The following is a 19,466-nucleotide window of genomic DNA, read 5'->3' as shown; positions in this document are numbered from 1 at the left end:
ATCTGAATAAGATGCAGTAGTAATGTTAAATATCAACGATACAGCACACTAGATTCCTTTAATAGGAATGTACGCTCATACTCTTGTGCTTCTTTTTTTGATTTAAATCCTCTTTTCAGTTTTCTAGTATGTTCACCTTTCCAATTTAAATATCTGATAGATACATACCAAGTGCCTTTTTTCTCATCTTTGTATACTGGCATAATCATAAACTCCTTCCTATTCTGTTATTCCATAAAAACGTTCTTCAAAATACTGCTTACTAATTCTTCCACGAATTGTGAAATAGCCTTTTGCCTCTAATTCACTATTTAGCTGTTTAATCAGCTTATAAGCGTACTGTTCAGACATGCCCGTAACTCGAGCAATATCTTCAGCACTCATGAATAAGTTGTCTTTTTCCATCTTTCACACCTCCTATTTTTATGTATATAGGAAGTAATCACTAAGCATATTTGTTTAACATCAGCAACCACAGTATACTAAACATTTTTGTTTAAGTCAATATTATATTAAACTTTTTTGTTTAGTTTTTAATTTACACATTATATTTGCTTTGCTATAATGTATTAGAAAAAGGATTTGAAAGGAGCAAGCTCATGCCAATAGGTACTAGAATTAAACGTATAAGAACACTTCGTGGTATCACGCAAAAAGAACTAGGAGTAAGATTAGGCTATTCCGAAAGGAATGCTGATATTAGAATCGCCCAATATGAATCAGGTAAGCGCACTCCAAAAGAAGATGTCATAAATGGTATTGCTTCTATATTAGAAGTATCTCCTGAGGCTTTGAAGATACCTGACATCGAAAGTTATCATGGCTTTATATTTACTCTTTTTGAGCTGGAAGAACAATTTGGATTAACTATAGATATGACAGAAGGTATGCCAAATCTTCGTCTTGATAAAAACCCTACCAATAACGACCATAACATAAAAGAAATGCTTGATGATTGGTATAAGTACAAATTAAAGTTAGCGAATGGAGAAATTTCCATCGAGGAATATACCAATTGGAAACTAAATTATCCTGAAAAATCTGATCTATTATTAAATAGTAAACCGTCTGAAAAATAGTCAAAAGAATCGTTCAATTTTTATTTATGGTATCAAAATGGTATCAAAACTGCCCATAAACGCAAAAAAATGCCCTGAAAAAGGCATTTTTTTAGTTCTGTACACTATTCGAATTCTATCGTTGCAGGCGGTTTGCTTGTCACATCATACAGCACTCGATTCACATGCTGCACCTCATTTACGATACGTGTCGATATCACATCCAACACCTCAAACGGTATCTTCGCCCAATCCCCCGTCATGCCATCAATGGAAGTCACCGCACGAATCGCCACCGCATAATCGTACGTTCTCTGATCCCCCATGACACCAACTGAACGCATATTTGTCAAAGCCGTAAAGTACTGCCAGATTTCTCTTTGCAGACCCGCTTTGCGAATCTCCTCACGCAAGATGTAATCTGAATCACGCACAATTTGCAGCTTCTCCTCCGTAATCTCACCCAAGATACGAATACCTAAGCCAGGTCCTGGGAATGGCTGTCGCCACACCATCTCATCCGGCAAGCCAAGCTCACTACCCAACGCGCGAACCTCATCCTTAAACAACGTATTCAACGGTTCAATCAACTGAAACTGCATATCCTCAGGCAATCCACCAACATTATGATGGCTCTTGATCGTCTGCGCCGTCTTTGTACCAGATTCAATTACATCCGTATACAACGTACCCTGCGCCAGCCACTTGATATCTTCACCAGCACTGATTTTCTTGACCTCTTCATCAAAGGTATACACAAACTCATTACCAATGATCTTACGCTTCTTCTCCGGATCACTTACACCAGCCAGTTTCGATAAGAAACGCTCCTTCGCATCAATCTTCACCAAATGCACATTCATCTCACGGCCAAACGTTTCCATCACGCTCTCCGCTTCACCTTTTCTTAACAATCCATGATCAATAAACATACAAATCAACTGATCACCAATTGCTTTATGTAACAAAGCTGCCACAACAGAAGAATCCACGCCGCCGCTTAGTCCCAGCAATACCTTGTCTTTGCCAACCGTCTTACGAATCTGTTCCACCTGCATATCAATAAAGTTATGCATGGACCAGTTACTTTCCGCATGACATACCTCAAATACAAAGTTGCGCAAAATGTCATTGCCATATTCTGTATGGCGCACTTCCGGATGAAACTGCAGCGTATAAATCTGCTTTTCCTGATTGCTTGTAGCTGCATACGTACACGTTTCACTATACGCATCACGCACAAAGCCATCTGCCATCTGATCTACCTGATCACCATGACTCATCCATACAATCTGTTTCTTTGGAAGATTCTTAAACAATAAAGAATCATTCTCTATCGTAATTTCCGTTCTTCCATATTCCTTGGCTTCACATGCCTTCACACTTCCACCATTCATATGATGTGTCATCTGCATGCCATAACAGATTCCCAATACCGGAATACCTGCTTCAAAAATGGCAGGATCACACGTAAATGCATCTTTGTCATAAACACTGTTAGGTCCACCACTGAAGATGATACCTTTGACATCACCTAAAGCCTTGATTTCATCCAGCGTCATCGTATGTGGGTGCAGTTCAGAGTAAACTCCAAACTCACGGATACGACGTGCAATCAGCTGGTTATACTGACTTCCAAAGTCCAGTACGATAATCTTATCAGCCATAACATCCTCCTTGAATTAAGAAACCGATACTGTTACCTGTAGTACCGGTTTTTTACGTTTACTATAATAGCATTAATCGCCTAATTTTAAAATATTTTTCCTAAAATTTTCTAAGTTTTCACTTTTCTTCCTTAATGATCAAAGATATGTTGTTGATGAAGGGGGCTCTGCCTCTTATCAGCATGTACCTTATACATCCTATTTCATAATCATCATTATCAACACCTATTTATAAGGAAGATAAACTTTTTATACTATATATAAAACGACTTCATTAATAAGATAACTACATCACTACATTAAATAAGGTAAAGCAAAGTATAAAACGAAGATACAAATCAATCCCCAAACGGTTGGATGCACTTCTTTTGCTTTTCCATTTGCTAGCATTGCAACAGCATAAGCGATAAAGCCAAAGGCGATTCCATTGGAGATGGAATAAGTTAAGATCATAGCAATGACCGTCACAAAGCCAGCAGTGGCAAATACCATATCATCCCAATCAATCCCTTTTAACTGCTGTGCCATCATAATACCGACTACAACTAAAGCCGGTGCAGTGACCGCATTGGTAACAGCGGATAAGATAATAGGTGCAAACAGAATAGAGATGAAGAATAAAACCCCGGTTGTACAAGAAGTTAATCCGGTTCTTCCGCCAACTTCTACACCAGATGTTGATTCCACAAAAGAAGTAACCGTAGAAGTTCCTAAAACAGCACCTGCTACTGTACCTACAGCATCTGCCAATAAAGCCTGTTCTGCATGTTCTAATTCCCCATCCTCATTGATTAATCCTACGCGATTACCAACAGCTACTAACGTACCGGCAGTATCAAAGAAATCGACAAACAGGAAGGAAAACAGTGCGATGAATGCCTGGAATGGATCGGCAAATAATTCACCAAAGCCGGAAGCAAAAGCGCCAAAGCCATCCAGCTTCAGATTGGTTTCTAATATGCTAGATGGTAAAGCTGGCATACCTTCTATACCACAAGCACCACAGATGATACCAACAATTGCCGTGATGACCATACCAACAAAAACAGCTGCCGGCACTTTCTTTACTACAAAGGCAATTGTAAGCAAGATACCAAAGATTGCTAATAAGACAGAAGGTGTGGAGAAGTTTCCTAAAGTCACAAAGGTAGCTTCACTACCGGCAATAATACCGGCATTTTTTAAACCAACAAAAGCAATAAAGAAACCGATTCCCGCACCGATAGCCAGTTTTAACTGTTTTGGAATGGCATTAATGATGGCTTTACGGATACCGGTAACAGAAATTACCACAAAGATAACACCGGAAACAAAAACGGCTGCCAAAGCTGCCTGCCAGCTCATGCCCATCTGTCCGCAAATCGTATAAGCAAACAATGCATTGACACCCATACCGGCTGCTAAGGATACCGGATAGTTAGCCAATAATCCCATTAAGATTGACGCAAAACCGGCAGAAATGGCAGTTGCCAAGAAGACACTGGATACATCCATGCCGGCATCCTTTAATACTAATGGATTCACGCCTAGGATATAGGCCATAGCCAGAAACGTTGTCAAACCTGCGATAACCTCAGTTTTCACATTGGTATGTTTCTCTTTTAATTTAAATACTTTTTCAAACATAAGTTCCTCTCTCTTTCTTTTGTTCATTGTAAAAGTTATGAAAACATCTTTTACTTGCAATCATTACTTCAAGAACTTCTCTATTATATAAAAATTATAATCACATGACAAGTTTTCCTCCTTTTGTAAGCTTACCTTCCATTAATTTCCAGCATATTTATAAATTTTTGCTGATTTATAATTGACATTCCAGTTTATGGAACGTTTATAATAACACTAGAAAGAGGTGGAACTTATGTTGATTCGTGAAGTAGAAGAGCGTTGTGGCATTAGTAAGAAAAACATTCGTTTTTATGAACAGCAAGGTTTGCTGCAGCCTAAACGTAATGCATCCAATTACCGCGAATATGAGGAAGCAGATCTTATTGTGTTAAAGAAAATAATCTTACTTCGTAAATTAGATTTTTCACTAGAAGAAATTCATCAGATCTTACAAGATGAAACAGCGTTTGCCCCATTGTTAGAGCAACGCAAAGCTTCCCTTATAGAAGCTGGGGAACAGGTAGTTACTATGAAGAAAATCTGTATGCAATTGGAAACCATAATTACTGGGGGAAACACGCTCACAGAAGAGCTTTGCGATGACTTTTTGACCCAAATAGCGACAAAAACACAATCCACAGCTACCTTTTATGACTTGGCTCAAGATGCACAGCCTTTTCCTAAGATAGATCCGGTAGTGGCAAGAAGAGAAGCGTATGTCCGCAAATCGCTACAGCATAGCGCTAAAAAATCGCAACAATATATGAAGGATTGGAATTCTCTTGGAAAAGGCATGATCCTGCTTCCTCTTCTTCTGCTTTGTTTTCTAGGCTATCGCTATATTGACCATAAACAGCATATAAAAAATCCGATTGCTGCAAAAATCAGTTTTACGATTGCCGATGCGACATTTGATGATCATGATACAGTTCAAAAATATTTAGATGCTGACTTCCACATTGAGGATGAACAGGGTAAAAAGATATCACCAACCACTTCATATGCATCGTTAAAGAAAAATGACATGGAGAAGCGTTTATATCTAAAGAAAGGCAATAGCTATCTTGTAATTACTTATGACTCTGAAAAGGATACTTCTTTAAAGGACATGGTACCTAACAGTTTTACCTTCTATCCGGATTCTCATGTAAACCGGCTTCCCGATGGTGCTCAATTAACCTTTACTATTGAACAATTTCAGCTTTTTTATCAATCCTATCAAAATGCAGGCGGCATGTTTTCAAAAGTAGAGCCCTTAAAACCATACTGTGAAACTTCAACAACTTGTTTTGTTGAAACAAGCAAGTATCGCATTGAAACCCATTATGAACAGGAAAAGATGCAGTTTCTTCGCTACGTGATGGCATCTTCCTGATGAATTTGACATGTTGTCACGATCCTTGTTAAAACTTTTCCTTTACAGTAGTTATGCATTGTTTATTCATTCTTATACTTTATAGTATTTATGCATTACATATTTTTTCTTATACTTTATAGCATTCCTGCATTGCATATTTATTCTTATCCTTTATAATTTTCATGCATTGCATATTTATTCTTATCCTTTATAGTATTCATGCATTACTTATTCATTCTTCTCCTTTATAGTATTCATACATTACTTATTCATCCTTATCCTTTATACTATTCATACATTACTTATTCATCCTTATCCTTTATTACAAAAAAAGACTCCGCTACTTGAATAGTGCCATCTGCATGATACAGGTGTCCATTCATGGTAGGAGCCTTTTCTTATTTTCGTAATAATGAAAAATCAATTCCAATGCTTCTCTCAATGTTTCTTTGCTTATTCCCTTAGCCTGTCTTCACCGATGTTACCTGGTGTTGTTTTCGATCATCATAGGATATAGAAAAACAGAGCGCAATATCTTATCACATATAACGCACGTTATCATCTTCCACACAATAAGCATGCTGATCTTCACAACCATAGGTAGCATACGTTGGATATTGTTCACTGGCTTGTTGAAAACTTTTGCGTTCTTCTTCTTGATAATGCGGACAAAATAAGCCTTTTACCAATTCACAGCCTTTTATAAACCGCAAACCATCCGCACAGGCACTATAGCCATAGGAAAATAATACATTTGCTCCTGCACTGTATCCACAAATGACGATACCTGCTTCATATGCCTGCTGTAATACACTTACTAACTCATGCAGCTGTAAGGCTTCCATCAACATCTGTGTATCGCCGCCGCCAAGATAGACAATATCCGCAGCAAGGACTTTTTGGGCAAGTGTTTCTTTATCCAGTTTTGTATGCCATAAACGCAAAGCTTCTACTTCACAACCCAAACTGCGATAATATTGTTTAAATCGTTTGGCATAACCCTGATCATCATGAGAAGCAGCCGGAAGAAAGAGCACTTTAGGATGCGTCTTGTTCACTCGTGCGATTGCGTATAAATCTAAATGGCGAGTTTCCGCTTTTTGAAAACTGCCTCCACCAATTGCCAATAAGGTTTTCATGAAGTAAAGAAGCCCGATTTCTGCACTGCCTGCAAAGCTTTTTCGATGACCTCTTCACTTTGCACAAGCGCAATACGCACAAAACCTTCTCCATATGTTCCAAAAGCACTGCCCGGTGTTACCAAAATACCCGTCTTTTGGAGTAAGGCAATCGCAAATTGTTCACTATTCGCATAGGTCTTTGGTATTGCCGCCCACATAAACATGGTTCCTTTAGGGGAAGCAACTTCCCAGCCAGCTTTATGAAAGCCTTCTACAAGCATATCTCTTCGTTTTTGATATTGTTCCCTTGTTTCTTCGACAACACTTTGATCTTGTGTCAATGCCGTAATAGCCGCCTTTTGGATAGGCAGAAACATTCCATAATCAATATTACTTTTCAATTTTCTTAGCATGCCGACAATTTCTTTGTTACCGACACAAATACCGATACGAGCACCGGCCATGCCATACGTCTTTGAGAAAGAGTTAAATTCTATACCAATATCCTTTGCCCCTTCATAATATAAAAAGCTTCTTCCTTCTTCCCCATCAAAGACCAGATTACTATAGGCGGTATCATGAAGAACGATAATATCATTCGCCTTCGCAAAACGAATCAGCTCTTCATAAAAAGCATCGGGTGCCGTGGCTCCTGTTGGATTATTTGGATAAGAAATAATCATCATTTTCGCCTTACGGGCAATATCCTTAGGTATTTCATCAAATTGAATCAGATACTCATGTTCCTCGCGCATGGGCATTTCATAAATTTCTGCTCCGGCAATTTTCGGTCCATTGGCAAAGACAGGATAGCTAGGACTTGGAATCAACACAATATCCCCTTCATCACAAATAGCTAAGGCAATATGAGCCAAGCCTTCCTGTGATCCTTGCAGCGACAGGATTTCCGTATCTGCATCCAATTCTACTTCATAGCGTGTCTGATACCATTTCTTGACTGTTTGACGTAACTCATCAATATCATGCAGTGCATACATGTAGCTTTGCGGTTGTTTGGCGGCATCGATCAAAGCCTGAATGATTTCCTTTGATGGCGCTATATTAGGGCTGCCGATCGTAAAGTCATATACTTCTTTCCCTTGTTTCAGATAACGCTGTTTTTCTTCATCCAATGTGGAAAACACTGATGTTTCTAAGCGCTCCATTCGTTTTGAAAACTGCATGTGATCCCTTCTTTCATTTGCCCTCATTATAGAGGAAAATATGCATAACGGCAATAACTATTTCGCTTATGGAAAAAGAATTACACATCTTCTTCATTAAGTTTACGCTTCTGCTTTTTGTATGCAGGATGCATCTATCACTCAAAGTATCAACACATCCTTTTCATTGATATCGCTATTTTGCATATATAAAAACAACATAGACTATGGAAACGATTTTATTTTCTGCAATAGAAAATAGATATAGAGGATATCATTTGCGCTTTCATAAGTTAAAGAGTACAATAAGCATATAAAGTAAGCGTTTACAGAAAGGAAATATACTATGAGTAAATATATTTGTGAGATTTGCGGCTATGTCTATGATGAAGCAAAAGAAGGAACTCCTTGGAGCAAGCTTCCCGCTGATTGGGCATGCCCCTTATGTACAGCACCCTACGGCTGTTTTAAGAAAGTAGAGGATGATGCAGCAAATGATGAAGATAAAGTGACTGGTGATGAAGGTGGCTCGCTCGCTATTCAAGAACATGCCAGAACACGTGATGATTTAGAAAGCAACATGGAACTGATTCATGAAATGGCACAAGGAAAAGGCAGTCGCATTGAGGCCATGCGGACAAGAAAATACGTGGTTGGTTTTGATGATATCTTGCTGCTAGGTGGACAATTGGCTCATCCTCCTCTGCCTGATAAAGCTGAAGTCAGCACAACGACCATCCTAGGTAAAAATGCAAAGAAACCTATGGTTTTAGAACATGCTGTCTTAGTTTCTCATATGAGCTTTGGGGCTTTATCAAAAGAAGCCAAAACAGCCTTAGCTATGGGAAGTGCTGCTGTACAAACGGCACAATGTTCAGGAGAAGGCGGCATTCTTCCGCAAGAACGTGACCATGCGTATAAATATATCTTTGAATATGTGCCTAATAAATACAGTGTAACGGATGAAAACCTAAAGGCTGCGGATGCGATTGAAATTAAGATCGGGCAAGGCAGCAAGCCGGGTATGGGTGGCCATTTGCCTAAAGAAAAGGTAACAGAAGAAATCGCTACAATTCGCCAAAAACCATTAGGACACGATATTATCTCTCCTTCTCGTTTTGAAGAAATTACCTCAAAGCAAGCTCTCAAAGCATTAGTAGATGAGTTACGCAGCCGTAGTGAAGGCAGACCGATTGGCATTAAGATTGCCGCTGGACGTATTGAAGATGATTTGTCTTGGATTCAGTATGCGGCGCCAGATTTTATTACGATTGATGGAAGAGGTGGAGCAACCGGTGCATCTCCTAAGTATTTAAAAGACAATGCTACCGTACCTACCGTCTATGCCCTGGCAAGAGCAAGAGCCTATATGGATGCGCATGACATGCCACAGGAATTGATCATGACCGGAGGCTTTCGTACATCCGGAGAAATGATGAAGGCTTTAGCGATGGGAGCCGATGCCATAGCAATTGCCAGTGCAGCGATGATGGCGATTGGCTGCCAACAATATCGTATCTGTCATAACGGTAAGTGTCCGATGGGTATTGCCACGCAAGATCCCGCATTGCGCAAACGTTTTGATATAGAAAAAGGCGCAAAGCGCTTAGCTTGTTATCTGGATACATTGAAAGAAGAATTAAAATCCTTTGCCCGTGTCAGTGGTCATGATAATATTCACGATGTAACCCTAGCTGATCTTTGTACAACCAGTGAAGAGATTGCACGCTATACCGGCATTGCCCATTGCGGTTTTCATGAATAACCATTGACATCAGCATAAGAATTGCCTCACTGTGAGATTCAAAAAAAATGATAGACATCCTTTTAAGGTCCTTCTTCATCATCCGCAAACCATGATGAAGCAAGAACCTTTTTTTCGTACCCTATCATCTTTTTCTTCACATTACATTATCTTGCTTTTATATCTCATATCGATGATCCATAAAACATAGTGCCCATTTGCTCTATTCACCACATTAACCATCTTATGTTCATACATATCCTAGTCAACTTTTAAAGTTTCTTTACTAAGGCATTCATGCTTTGTTTACAAGCAATGAAAGGCAGCTTCATCCTATCCATTCGTATAGGATTTTTATGCAACTTTTTTATTTAAGATGCTGTTGCATCCAATTGGTAATTTCTTCTAAACGTTTCACACGATGTCTTGGTTTTCCACTGCGGCTTAGCTCATGATTCTCTCCTTTAAACATACAAAGTCTGGCTTCTACGCCATGCTCCACAAGCGCACTATACATTTGCAAACCTTCACTGTATGGGCAGCGATAATCCTCATTGCTATGAATAAACAGTGTTGGTGTTGTCACCTGATTGGCATACTTCAAAGGAGAATGCCACCACAACTCTTCTACGCTTTCCCAAGTATCTGCTTGCTGCTGATCTTTGGTGAAAAATTCCCCGATATCAGAGGTATGCGCAAAGCTGATCCAATTCGCAATCGAACGCTGACTTGCTGCTGCCTTAAAGCGATTGGTATGGCCAATGATCCAATTGGTCATGAAACCACCATAGCTGCCACCGGTTACCCCAACACGTTGTTGATCGATTGCCGGATAACGTTCTAAGACAACATCCGTAAACTTCATGAGATCTTCATAATCAATCGTTCCATATTTCCCATTGATATCCGCAAAGCCATTGCCTCTGCCATCACTGCCACGTGGATTTATAAAGAATACAAAGTAGCCTTGATTTGCCCACACCTGCATCTCATGATAGAACACGGTACCATAAACCGTTCTTGGTCCACCATGAATATCCAAGATTGCCGGATACTGTTTTCCCTCTTCATAGCCTACAGGTTTCATTACCCATCCATACAAGGTGATATCATCCGATGTGAAGTTACATTCTTCTAATGGACAAATAGTCTTTGTTTCATGCACCCACATATTGTAATCAGAAATGCGTTGGTAGGTTTTATTCGTTATATCCATTTGGTATAACTCTTGCAGTAAGTCCTCTTGCATACCGATAAAGATAAGACCTTTATCACTGATATCAAAAGCATCCACACTGCCGCTAAGTTCTAAAACCGCTTGGATATCACCCTGCTTATCCAGTGCATAGATATGTGCTTCATGCCTTCTGGTCGTAATAAAGTAATACTTATCTTGATATAAACAAGAATTCTTGCCACCACCGAGGCGACAGTCACTGCCAACACTTCCCCATAAGGAATCTTCATTTGCCGCAAACAATTCCAGCTTACGCTTCTTTAAGAAATAGAATTGTGCGTTTTCATTGATGCCATAACGTCTGCCATCACTGGCAATCACCAATAGCTCTTCTCCCCATGGTTCAATGCCGGAAATCATATATTCCCCTTGTTCAAGGATACACTTTGATGTGCCGGCCTTCCTATCATAAACATAAATACCTTGACGACCTGTCTGTTTGTGCTGGATGTTGACTTCACCAGTATAATATAGCAGCTGCTTTTCCTTATCCCATTTCACATCCATTACATCCATGATATCCGTGCTGATGCGTGTCAATGTGTCACTATTTTCTTCATATAGAAATAAGCTATTTCGTTTTTTATTAGTATAACCTAAACCATTCCCATAAAAAGGAAGCTCATCTAAGATCTCATAATCCTCCATGTCTTTCTTTTCTTTTAATGCCTTGACTTTTTCTTCCTCACCCAATGAATAGCAATATGAGTAATTCAGATCGTAATCTACCGTACAGGCATAACAGCCATCACTTACTTTCTGGATGCCGGTTACAACTAGCGGTATTGTAAATGCTTTAATTGCTTCTCCTCCATGTAAAGAAATACGATAAAAGACCGTACGTTCTTCTCCATTTTCCACAGCTTCTTGATCTTGTTTATCACGCAAAGAGGAAAACAACAGGGTATCTTTATCTTCCCAAAGATACATGCTTTCCTTACCACCATTGGTAAGCTGTTTGTGTGTTTTTCCATCCCATACATACAAACGTTGTTGATACGTATTATGTTTTTCATCACAAGTTGCTATGACATAAGCCGCATGTTCACCATCTTGTGCATAGGTTACATTGGATACAAATCGATACTTCAAAAAATCCCTTAACTGTAATGTTTCTTTCATACAAGCTCCTCCTGTTACATAGTATCATTATAAGCTTTTAATTCCAGGAAGACAATCAGAAGATGCCTTGATAATACAGTGAAAAGCTAACGAAGTTATCTTTCCCAGACGTATTTGTAAGTAGGAAAAAGAAGGTGTTTTTATGGTAACATTTTTTTCATCCTACCCTTCTTACGTAAGCCATCAAAGCTCCTCAACCTAAAAAAAGCTTCTCGTAAAACACAATCTTTTACTAGAAGCTTTTTAAGCTTTATTTTAATAACCGCAAGGGATGTATTGCATGCAGGCTACGCATCAATTGATAACTGAATTCTTCTAAATTTTTTTCGGTATTCGTTATTGCGTCAGGAAGCGTAACTACGCCGGGTTGAATAGAGAAAACACCGTTAAAATATGTATCAAAAGATGAGACTTCTCCTTTTTTCTGTCCACAGACTGCAATTACCGGTACCTGCATCTGCTTTGCGATGGACGCTATACAGACCGGCAGTTTTCCTTGTAAGCTTTGCTCATCCATTCGACCTTCTCCGGTAATTACTAAGTCCATATCTTTCATGCTGTCTTCAATATGTAAATAAGTATTCAAAAGCGTGAATCCAGAACTTACGCTTGTCGCAAATAGTGATAAAGCTGCTGCAATACCTCCACCAGCACCATAATAAGGCTGTTTCAGATCACGTTTTAGTAATTTCGCAACCAATTGTAATTGATTATCTAAGAAAACAATCTGATCATCTTGTGCTCCCTTTTGTCTTGCGAACATAACAGCCGCACCTTTTTCGCCATATAAAGGAGCATCCACATCGCATCCTACTGCTATTTCTACATCCGCAAATTGTTTTAAAACAGTATCCAGACTGTTTTGATCAAGCGTTTTAATCTTTAGCAAGGGATTTTCGTTTAAACCAAGTTCGCGATGATCCTTATCATGCAACCGGACACCTAATCCCTGAAGCATTCCTAAACCACCATCGGTTGTAATTGTGCCACCTATAAAAATTATAATTTTTTTATAATCATCCATTTGCAGCTGCTTTAATAAAGTGCCTAATCCAAATGTAGATGTTTGCTTCACTGTATCACGTGATACCTTTTTATCATGCAATCCGAAAATGGCCGCTGTTTCAATTGCACAAGTTTTTTTACCATTGTCATAAAAACTCAATACTGTTACTTTACTATCTTCAAAAAAAGCATTTTTACATGAATACCAAATCCATTCATAATCTGAAAGTGCATGAGCTAACGCCTGTAAACTATTCTCCCCTCCATCTCCTACCGGAATCACCACTGTGTTATCGGCATGATATTTCTTAATACCTTTTTCTATGGCAGTTCCTGCCTGGATAGAAGATGTAGCGCCTTTAAAAGAATCTATTGCTATTACAATCTTCATTGTTAATCATCACCCGACCTTTTTCTAATGATCTTAAAAGGAAGAAGTGAAGTGGAACGTAAATTGATCTTGATCATTCACTTGTAAAATGTCAATTGCATCACACTGCCCCTTTTCCTTGCAAGAGGTATTATTATCTGAATCATATAGCCACCAAGGACCCTTTTTAAAATCTTCTGTTCTTACTCCCAGCATTCCCATTAAGGTTGTACCATACTGTCCTTTTGTTGTTTCTACAGCTAATTCATCCGCATGTTGTAAAAAATCCTCTAATGTATGAATATTGCCCTTTACCGTGATATCTTTGTTCATTAATTCTTTCTTTTCCACTTCATGAATGACTTGAATATGCAGAGTGATTTCTCGTTCTTTTTGATCAGATTTCACAATCTTTTCATCTTTTTTCATACATCCGCTTACGCATAGGAAACAAATAATAAGGAATACTTTCCACATCTTATTCATATAAAAACCTCCTTTCGATTCGCTCTAATACCGATAAAACCGGTCTGGCACACACCAAATATAAACAAAAAGATAAAATGAACTGGATTGTTGAAGCCTTGAGTCCAACGATGAAATAAGCAAGCGCAAGATGCTTCGAAAATAACATAAATGGCAATTGCAGAAATTGTCCAGTGAGAAAAGAAAATAGTCCGCATAAGAATGCCGCAAGCAGAAAATGCCTCTTTAAACACTTAGCAAATACACTGATCACTAAGCTGTATAATGGATATAACAACAGATACATGAATGACCAAGGAGTCACTCCCTGTATCATCATGTTTAGTGTCGTAAATACAAATGCTGCCAATACCGCTTGTTTACGTGGGAAGATCAAGGCAAATACAACAAGTGTAAACGTGATACATTCTAAATATAGGATGTAGGAAAAGGAAGTAAAAATCAGCAGTTCCAATGCAGCCATAACCGCTATACAACTAAGATTTCGTGCATGCATAAGATTTACTTTCAAATACTATTTCTTCCGTATCCGCTTGCTGATTCTCATATAAACACATCATAAAAATGATATTTGATAAAAAATTCATAAAGTCCCATAAGATAGGATTTACCGGGATTCCTTCTTGTTTAACAGCATTTAAACAGCGTATGACGACCTTTGTTTCTGTTCGAAGGGTATGCAGCCAGCATGCTTGAAGACTTCCGCCGGGCAATACAAAGCACTTCATTTCAACATAGTACTTTTCATATAATCTCTCCAATTGTTGCATATCTTCTTGCGTAATTGCACAATTTCCGCGAATAGATCCATTCGCGTGATAGATCATAGATGTCAGCAGTTGAAGATCATCGCTATCAATTACTTTGACATAATGGGCACATAGCGCTGTTAAAGATGCCAACTTATCGGTCGCTACTTCATAATCACATAATGATGATGATTCATCTAAATAGCTGTATGCGCAATATTTCATCTGCATGCACATTCCTCCTCTTGATGTACTTCTTGTAATTGTTTGAAACAATACTCTGGTTTAGGATAATGTTGGCCAATACTCTTTGTTCGCCTCCATTAACTCATCAAGAATTTTCTTTGCTACAGAAGCACTTGGCACCGTTTTACTAAGTGTAAGCGCCTGCCACAATTTTCCATAGCTACCCTCGATCCAAGCTTCTACAACAAGTTTTTCCACATATAATTGTTCATTGATCAACCCTAATTGAAAGGATGGAATTTTACCTACCGTTAATGCTTCCGCTCCTGAAGATCCAACTAAGCACGGTATTTCAACCATTGCCGTATCATCCAGATTCGCTATCGCACCATTATTTTCAACAATTAGCAGCATTCGTTCTTTGGTGTTATAACGAATGGCACAAGCTAAATCGACAATAAAGCTTGCATGAACACCAACGGCAAACGTATCCTCTTTGGCTGTTCCCTTAGCTATAATGCGCTCTGCGATTCCGAAAACTTCCTTTTCTCTTCCTTCCATGACTTCATTTGCTCTTGTATAAGCTGGATTGCTATGTGCAACAACTTCATCCGGGAACAGATAATATTTTAAATATGTCGATGGAATCGTGGTAGGATCTAAGGCATAAATATCTTTTGCTTTCTGATATGTTTCTTTCCAGCTAGCATCTTTATGCTGAAAATCCTTCGCATTTGTCGCAAAACCGTTTTCTTTGATGTAGTCTTTCAAAATCGGCATCACATCTTTTCCATCTTTTGTATGGATATCTGTCCACCATCCAAAATGATTTAAACCATAATAGCGAACTTCAAAATCTTTTCTGGTATATGTTTTTCCTGTACGTTCACTAAGTGCAGCAGCCATCATCGTCTCTAAAGCAACCGGCATATCACATATATTGATAATATGTTTTCCCGGACGTAAACGTCTTGTAGCTTCAGCGACAATGGATGCCGGATTTGAGTAATTCAAGAGCCAGGCATTTGGTGAATACTTTTCCATGTAATCTGCTATTTCAATGACTGGTCCAATCGAACGCATGCCATAAGCAATTCCTCCAGGACCACATGTCTCTTGACCGACTACGCCGTATTTCAAAGGAATTTTTTCATCCTTTTCCCGCATTTCATATAGACCTACCCGAATATGGGCCATTACGAAATCAATTCCGGTAAAAGCGGTTTGGGGATCACTTGTCCAATTAAATACGATATCAGGTGCTTTCTCTTTCATCATGATCGCACATGCTTGCGCAAGTTTCGCTTGCCGTTCTTCATTATTATCATATAGCGTTATGCGTGAAATCGGAAAGCGATCTAAATTATCTAATAACATTAATACAATACCGGGCGTATACGTACTGCCCCCTCCTGCTATACAAATTGCTGATGATTGTTTCATTTTTATCTTCCTCCTTACGCAGAAACTTTTGTTCTGCTATTAACAATTTCTTTTGGTGATATGATCACGGAAACGCCATCAGGAATGACGTTAATGCTAAACGTTTCGTTCGGTAACATTGCTTTTGCCAGATTCATTGCCTCATCTAAGCTATGTGCCGGTACCATATGAAAATTGCGTACGGTTTTATCGTCTAACGAGGATACTAATATTACACGAGCTTTTAATAATACACGCACCAACACCTGAACTTGCCATTGATCAGGTACAGTATCTTCCGCCTTTATCGCCAAGATTTTCTCCATTAAGGTCGCTAAATCACGTTCTTCTTCAAACATGTGATAAAACATTTCGCCCCCATGCCCATCAATGGCTTCTGCTAATAAAAGGATTACCCCACCTTCTTTCACGGCTCTTTCGGCAGCACTTAGTCCTTTGACTGCCTGATAAAGATTTTGATCGAGTGGATAACCGCCATTTGTTACAATGACAAGATCTGTTGGCTGTGCATATACCTGATTATACTTCCTTACAAATGCCACACCGTTTGCATGTGCTTTCTGCACATCGCCGGCAACCGCATGAATAATCTTTTTCTGCTCATCTAGAACAACATTCACGATAAATGCCAAACGTGCCTTACGTGCAGCATATAACATATCTTTATGAAGAGGGTTGTCTTTTAAAATGCCACATCTGGCATACTCGCTGGAAATGAAGAAAGAATTATGATTATACATAACACTTGCCCTTGAAGCTACCCCAGGCAATACACTTTTCCTTCCTCCTGAAAAACCGGCAAAGAAATGCGGCTCAATAAAGCCTTCCGCGAGCAATAAATCCGCATCTGCGGCTATCGCATTGATCCATAGCTCACCTTTTGATGGTAATATACCAAGAAAACGCATGTGTTTTTGATCATCACAGTCATGTATGATGATTGTTTCTTTCTCAACAATTTCTTCACCAAACTTCGCAATCAATTCTTCACGTTTTGTTTCTCTATGTAAACCAGTCGCAATTAATATCGTGATTTGCGCATGTGGATTGCCTTTTCGTATCTTTTTAAGTATGAGTGGCATCAAGATGCGGCTTGGCACTGGTCGTGTATGATCCGATGCTATGATCACAATCTTTTCTTTATGCTCCGCCAACTTATCCAATCTGCTGGAACCGATTGGATTTTGTAAAGCTGTTTCCACTATAGCCGCTTCTGTCATTGTAGGTTTCACCCTCATTTGGGCAGATAGTATCTGCTTAACACATGCATTTTCGATATTGAGTTTTTTATATCCTTTTCCATAAGGCAATGATAATTTCATAGGTGCTCCTTTCAATTAAGGTGATAGCCTCCTTGCAATAAAAGATTACATGCTTGATCAATATTCCAGCCTCTGTGATATTCTGTTTCATTGCACTCATCTCTTGGATTACTTCCACACTCTGCATACAATTGATTAACACCGGCAAGAATTCCGAGAGATCTTGGTTCATGCATATTCATGGAAATTGATGGATTACATACCAATCTGGTAACTGCCGCAATTTTAGCAAGCTCAAAATCATCAATTTCTCCATACTTCTTCAACGCACAATCTGAAGTGTTCACACGCGCCATTACCGCCATCACCTTGACATCATATTCTCTGGCACGTAACATTTCTTTTACTATTTCCTCATAGGTGTGTTCCGGTCCTATTGGTTCAATACAATAATATAATTCTAAACCGACGGATTTGATTGCATCCAATGTTTGAATTCGTTTTTTCACTGGTATTGCCGTATCAATTCCTTCACGAAGTCTGACTATATGATAAGCACCGTAAAATCCTGCATCCTTTAATGCTTGAGCCTGTGTTAAAGTAAAATCTTTGATATTCGCTATCAATTTGATATGTGATGGCAGCAAACACTTCACAGCTTTTCCGATATCAAGAAAACGCTGAAAAGGATAGTCTGCCGTTGTCATTAAAAATAAAGAATCAAGTTTATGAAAAGGTAAGGATACTACCTTTTCAATGACTTCTTCTTTTGATAGTTCCATTTGCATGTCATCATGAAATCCATCCATCCGCATTGAACAAAATTTACAATTTCCGGAACAAGGTGCAGCATTCAAACCAATTTGCAGAAATACATATCCCTTGCTTTGATAATGTGCTTTCGAAATTGCATGTGCTGTTGATAAAAGTTCAAAATAAGATGTAGATAAATTCGTTATGGATAAAAGTTCCAACGCTTCTTTTTCATTCAAAACCTCATTGTTTGTTGCTTTTTTCAGTATTTGTCGAATCATTCTCACGCACCTCCCATATCTTTGCATGTAATGTTGTAGCTATTTCAGAACTTGATGTGAAACGTGCAGAATACAAAATGACAAGCAGATTATCTTTCTTTCCATCTATGCTTTTCCAAGATAATTGATCCCCTGCAAGTTCTATATAGAAAGCACCCTCAGCTAAATGTAAATAACCTTTTGCTCGAAAAATTTTATCTTGTAATGTTTCCAAATATTTAAGTAATTTACTTAAAGACATATCTTTAGCAATTAGGCACACTGTAGAAGATAAATCCATATATTTCTGATGAATTATTTCTTCATTTGCTTTATTTGTATAATGATCGGTTAAGATTTGTAAAGGAATTTGACAATAATCCGTTTCTATTATTGGTGTCTGATAGATACTCTCTAAATGTATATGTAATGTTTGCTTTTTTTGCTTAGTCACGAAAGATATTTTATTTATTATAATATAATCCGACTGTTGAAGTTGACGATGTAATAAAGGCACTACCCGACTCCATTTTTCAAACGTCACTGCATCTACAACAGTAATATTGCATATTGAGAATATATATCCCTGTTTCCTTAAATAAGCAAACGTTGATTTTTGCGTACTTGGATCACTGAAACCGCTCGTTTCAATTACAATATAGGACAAATCAAAAGACAACATCTGTTGCAACTTATCTAGAAAATCATATTGACGACAAGTACAATAGATAGAACCATGATGAATCTCTGTCATAGGAATCGACATCCCTTTAAATTCTTCTTGATCAATGTTCACACTACCAAACTCATTGATACAAAGTCCGATTCGCTGCCCTTTTAAAAGGGTAATCAATCATTTAATCAAGGTAGTCTTC

The 19,466-nt window shown here is 38.5% G+C and carries 18 protein-coding genes; 3 read left to right on the top strand and 15 right to left on the bottom strand.

Annotation, left to right across the window (positions count from 1 at the left end; translation table 11 throughout):
• Positions 1 to 32: 32 nt before the first annotated feature.
• Together AC1VS3_RS02980 and AC1VS3_RS02975 are read right to left on the bottom strand one after the other, a co-directional pair.
• Positions 33 to 209, bottom strand: a complete 177-nt coding sequence (locus AC1VS3_RS02980; protein ID WP_481275512.1) for an Arm DNA-binding domain-containing protein — start codon at positions 207 to 209, stop codon at positions 33 to 35.
• A gap of 10 nt (positions 210 to 219) precedes the next feature.
• On the bottom strand, positions 220 to 405 hold the full coding sequence (locus AC1VS3_RS02975; RefSeq protein WP_008689422.1) for a hypothetical protein: 186 nt from the start codon (positions 403 to 405) through the stop codon (positions 220 to 222).
• A gap of 194 nt (positions 406 to 599) precedes the next feature.
• Here AC1VS3_RS02975 and AC1VS3_RS02970 point away from each other — a divergent pair, with 194 nt between their 5' ends.
• Positions 600 to 1,079 (top strand): helix-turn-helix domain-containing protein, encoded by a 480-nt coding sequence (locus tag AC1VS3_RS02970; protein ID WP_008689423.1) that lies wholly within the window; start codon positions 600 to 602, stop codon positions 1,077 to 1,079.
• Between the two features lie 104 nt (positions 1,080 to 1,183).
• On the opposite strand, the gene guaA is transcribed toward AC1VS3_RS02970, so the two are convergent.
• Both guaA and AC1VS3_RS02960 read right to left on the bottom strand, forming a co-directional pair.
• The gene (gene guaA / locus AC1VS3_RS02965) at positions 1,184 to 2,725 is read right to left on the bottom strand and encodes a glutamine-hydrolyzing GMP synthase (RefSeq protein ID WP_196029611.1); all 1,542 of its coding nucleotides are present in this window, start codon (positions 2,723 to 2,725) and stop codon (positions 1,184 to 1,186) included.
• A gap of 294 nt (positions 2,726 to 3,019) precedes the next feature.
• A complete protein-coding gene (locus AC1VS3_RS02960; protein ID WP_008979161.1) occupies positions 3,020 to 4,351 on the bottom strand; it encodes an NCS2 family permease in 1,332 nt (443 codons plus the stop codon).
• Between the two features lie 235 nt (positions 4,352 to 4,586).
• Here AC1VS3_RS02960 and AC1VS3_RS02955 point away from each other — a divergent pair, with 235 nt between their 5' ends.
• Complete coding sequence (locus AC1VS3_RS02955) at positions 4,587 to 5,708, top strand: MerR family transcriptional regulator (RefSeq protein WP_331866785.1); 1,122 nt, start codon at positions 4,587 to 4,589, stop codon at positions 5,706 to 5,708.
• A 521-nt stretch (positions 5,709 to 6,229) separates the two neighbouring features.
• Here AC1VS3_RS02955 and AC1VS3_RS02950 read toward each other — a convergent pair.
• Both AC1VS3_RS02950 and AC1VS3_RS02945 read right to left on the bottom strand, forming a co-directional pair.
• Positions 6,230 to 6,829: a Type 1 glutamine amidotransferase-like domain-containing protein gene (locus AC1VS3_RS02950; protein WP_008689427.1), complete on the bottom strand. Its 600-nt coding sequence runs from the start codon at positions 6,827 to 6,829 to the stop codon at positions 6,230 to 6,232.
• Positions 6,826 to 7,995, bottom strand: a complete 1,170-nt coding sequence (locus tag AC1VS3_RS02945) for an aminotransferase class I/II-fold pyridoxal phosphate-dependent enzyme (protein ID WP_481275511.1) — start codon at positions 7,993 to 7,995, stop codon at positions 6,826 to 6,828. Before AC1VS3_RS02945 ends, AC1VS3_RS02950 begins: the two co-directional genes overlap by 4 nt.
• Positions 7,996 to 8,320: 325 nt before the next feature.
• On the opposite strand from AC1VS3_RS02945, the gene AC1VS3_RS02940 reads away from it, so the two are divergent.
• A complete protein-coding gene (locus AC1VS3_RS02940; RefSeq protein WP_331866784.1) occupies positions 8,321 to 9,739 on the top strand; it encodes a glutamate synthase-related protein in 1,419 nt (472 codons plus the stop codon).
• A gap of 346 nt (positions 9,740 to 10,085) precedes the next feature.
• On the opposite strand, the gene AC1VS3_RS02935 is transcribed toward AC1VS3_RS02940, so the two are convergent.
• The 9 genes from AC1VS3_RS02935 to AC1VS3_RS02895 all read right to left on the bottom strand — a co-directional run bounded on the left by AC1VS3_RS02935 (position 10,086) and on the right by AC1VS3_RS02895 (position 19,444).
• Complete coding sequence (locus AC1VS3_RS02935) at positions 10,086 to 12,077, bottom strand: alpha/beta hydrolase family protein (protein WP_008689434.1); 1,992 nt, start codon at positions 12,075 to 12,077, stop codon at positions 10,086 to 10,088.
• 250 nt (positions 12,078 to 12,327) lie between these two features.
• Positions 12,328 to 13,473: a glycerate kinase family protein gene (locus AC1VS3_RS02930; RefSeq protein ID WP_008689437.1), complete on the bottom strand. Its 1,146-nt coding sequence runs from the start codon at positions 13,471 to 13,473 to the stop codon at positions 12,328 to 12,330.
• A 33-nt stretch (positions 13,474 to 13,506) separates the two neighbouring features.
• On the bottom strand, positions 13,507 to 13,938 hold the full coding sequence (locus AC1VS3_RS02925; RefSeq protein ID WP_008689439.1) for a DUF4430 domain-containing protein: 432 nt from the start codon (positions 13,936 to 13,938) through the stop codon (positions 13,507 to 13,509).
• Positions 13,931 to 14,434, bottom strand: a complete 504-nt coding sequence (locus AC1VS3_RS02920; RefSeq protein ID WP_008689441.1) for a hypothetical protein — start codon at positions 14,432 to 14,434, stop codon at positions 13,931 to 13,933. Before AC1VS3_RS02920 ends, AC1VS3_RS02925 begins: the two co-directional genes overlap by 8 nt.
• Positions 14,415 to 14,918 (bottom strand): ATP:cob(I)alamin adenosyltransferase, encoded by a 504-nt coding sequence (locus AC1VS3_RS02915; protein WP_008689444.1) that lies wholly within the window; start codon positions 14,916 to 14,918, stop codon positions 14,415 to 14,417. Before AC1VS3_RS02915 ends, AC1VS3_RS02920 begins: the two co-directional genes overlap by 20 nt.
• 54 nt (positions 14,919 to 14,972) lie before the next feature.
• Entirely contained in the window at positions 14,973 to 16,316 is a 1,344-nt protein-coding gene (locus AC1VS3_RS02910; RefSeq protein WP_008689447.1) for a 6-phospho-alpha-glucosidase, read from the bottom strand.
• 14 nt (positions 16,317 to 16,330) lie between these two features.
• Positions 16,331 to 17,638 (bottom strand): nickel-dependent lactate racemase, encoded by a 1,308-nt coding sequence (gene larA / locus AC1VS3_RS02905; RefSeq protein WP_008689449.1) that lies wholly within the window; start codon positions 17,636 to 17,638, stop codon positions 16,331 to 16,333.
• Positions 17,639 to 17,649: 11 nt separating this feature from the next.
• Positions 17,650 to 18,612 (bottom strand): biotin synthase BioB, encoded by a 963-nt coding sequence (locus tag AC1VS3_RS02900; protein ID WP_017144590.1) that lies wholly within the window; start codon positions 18,610 to 18,612, stop codon positions 17,650 to 17,652.
• Positions 18,575 to 19,444, bottom strand: a complete 870-nt coding sequence (locus tag AC1VS3_RS02895; RefSeq protein ID WP_481275510.1) for a GTP-binding protein — start codon at positions 19,442 to 19,444, stop codon at positions 18,575 to 18,577. Before AC1VS3_RS02895 ends, AC1VS3_RS02900 begins: the two co-directional genes overlap by 38 nt.
• Positions 19,445 to 19,466 lie beyond the last annotated feature (22 nt).

The organism is Longicatena sp. (genome assembly GCF_982403165.1).
The sequence above is the reverse complement of the archived record's forward strand: the minus strand, read 5'-3'. Positions and strand labels throughout refer to the sequence as shown.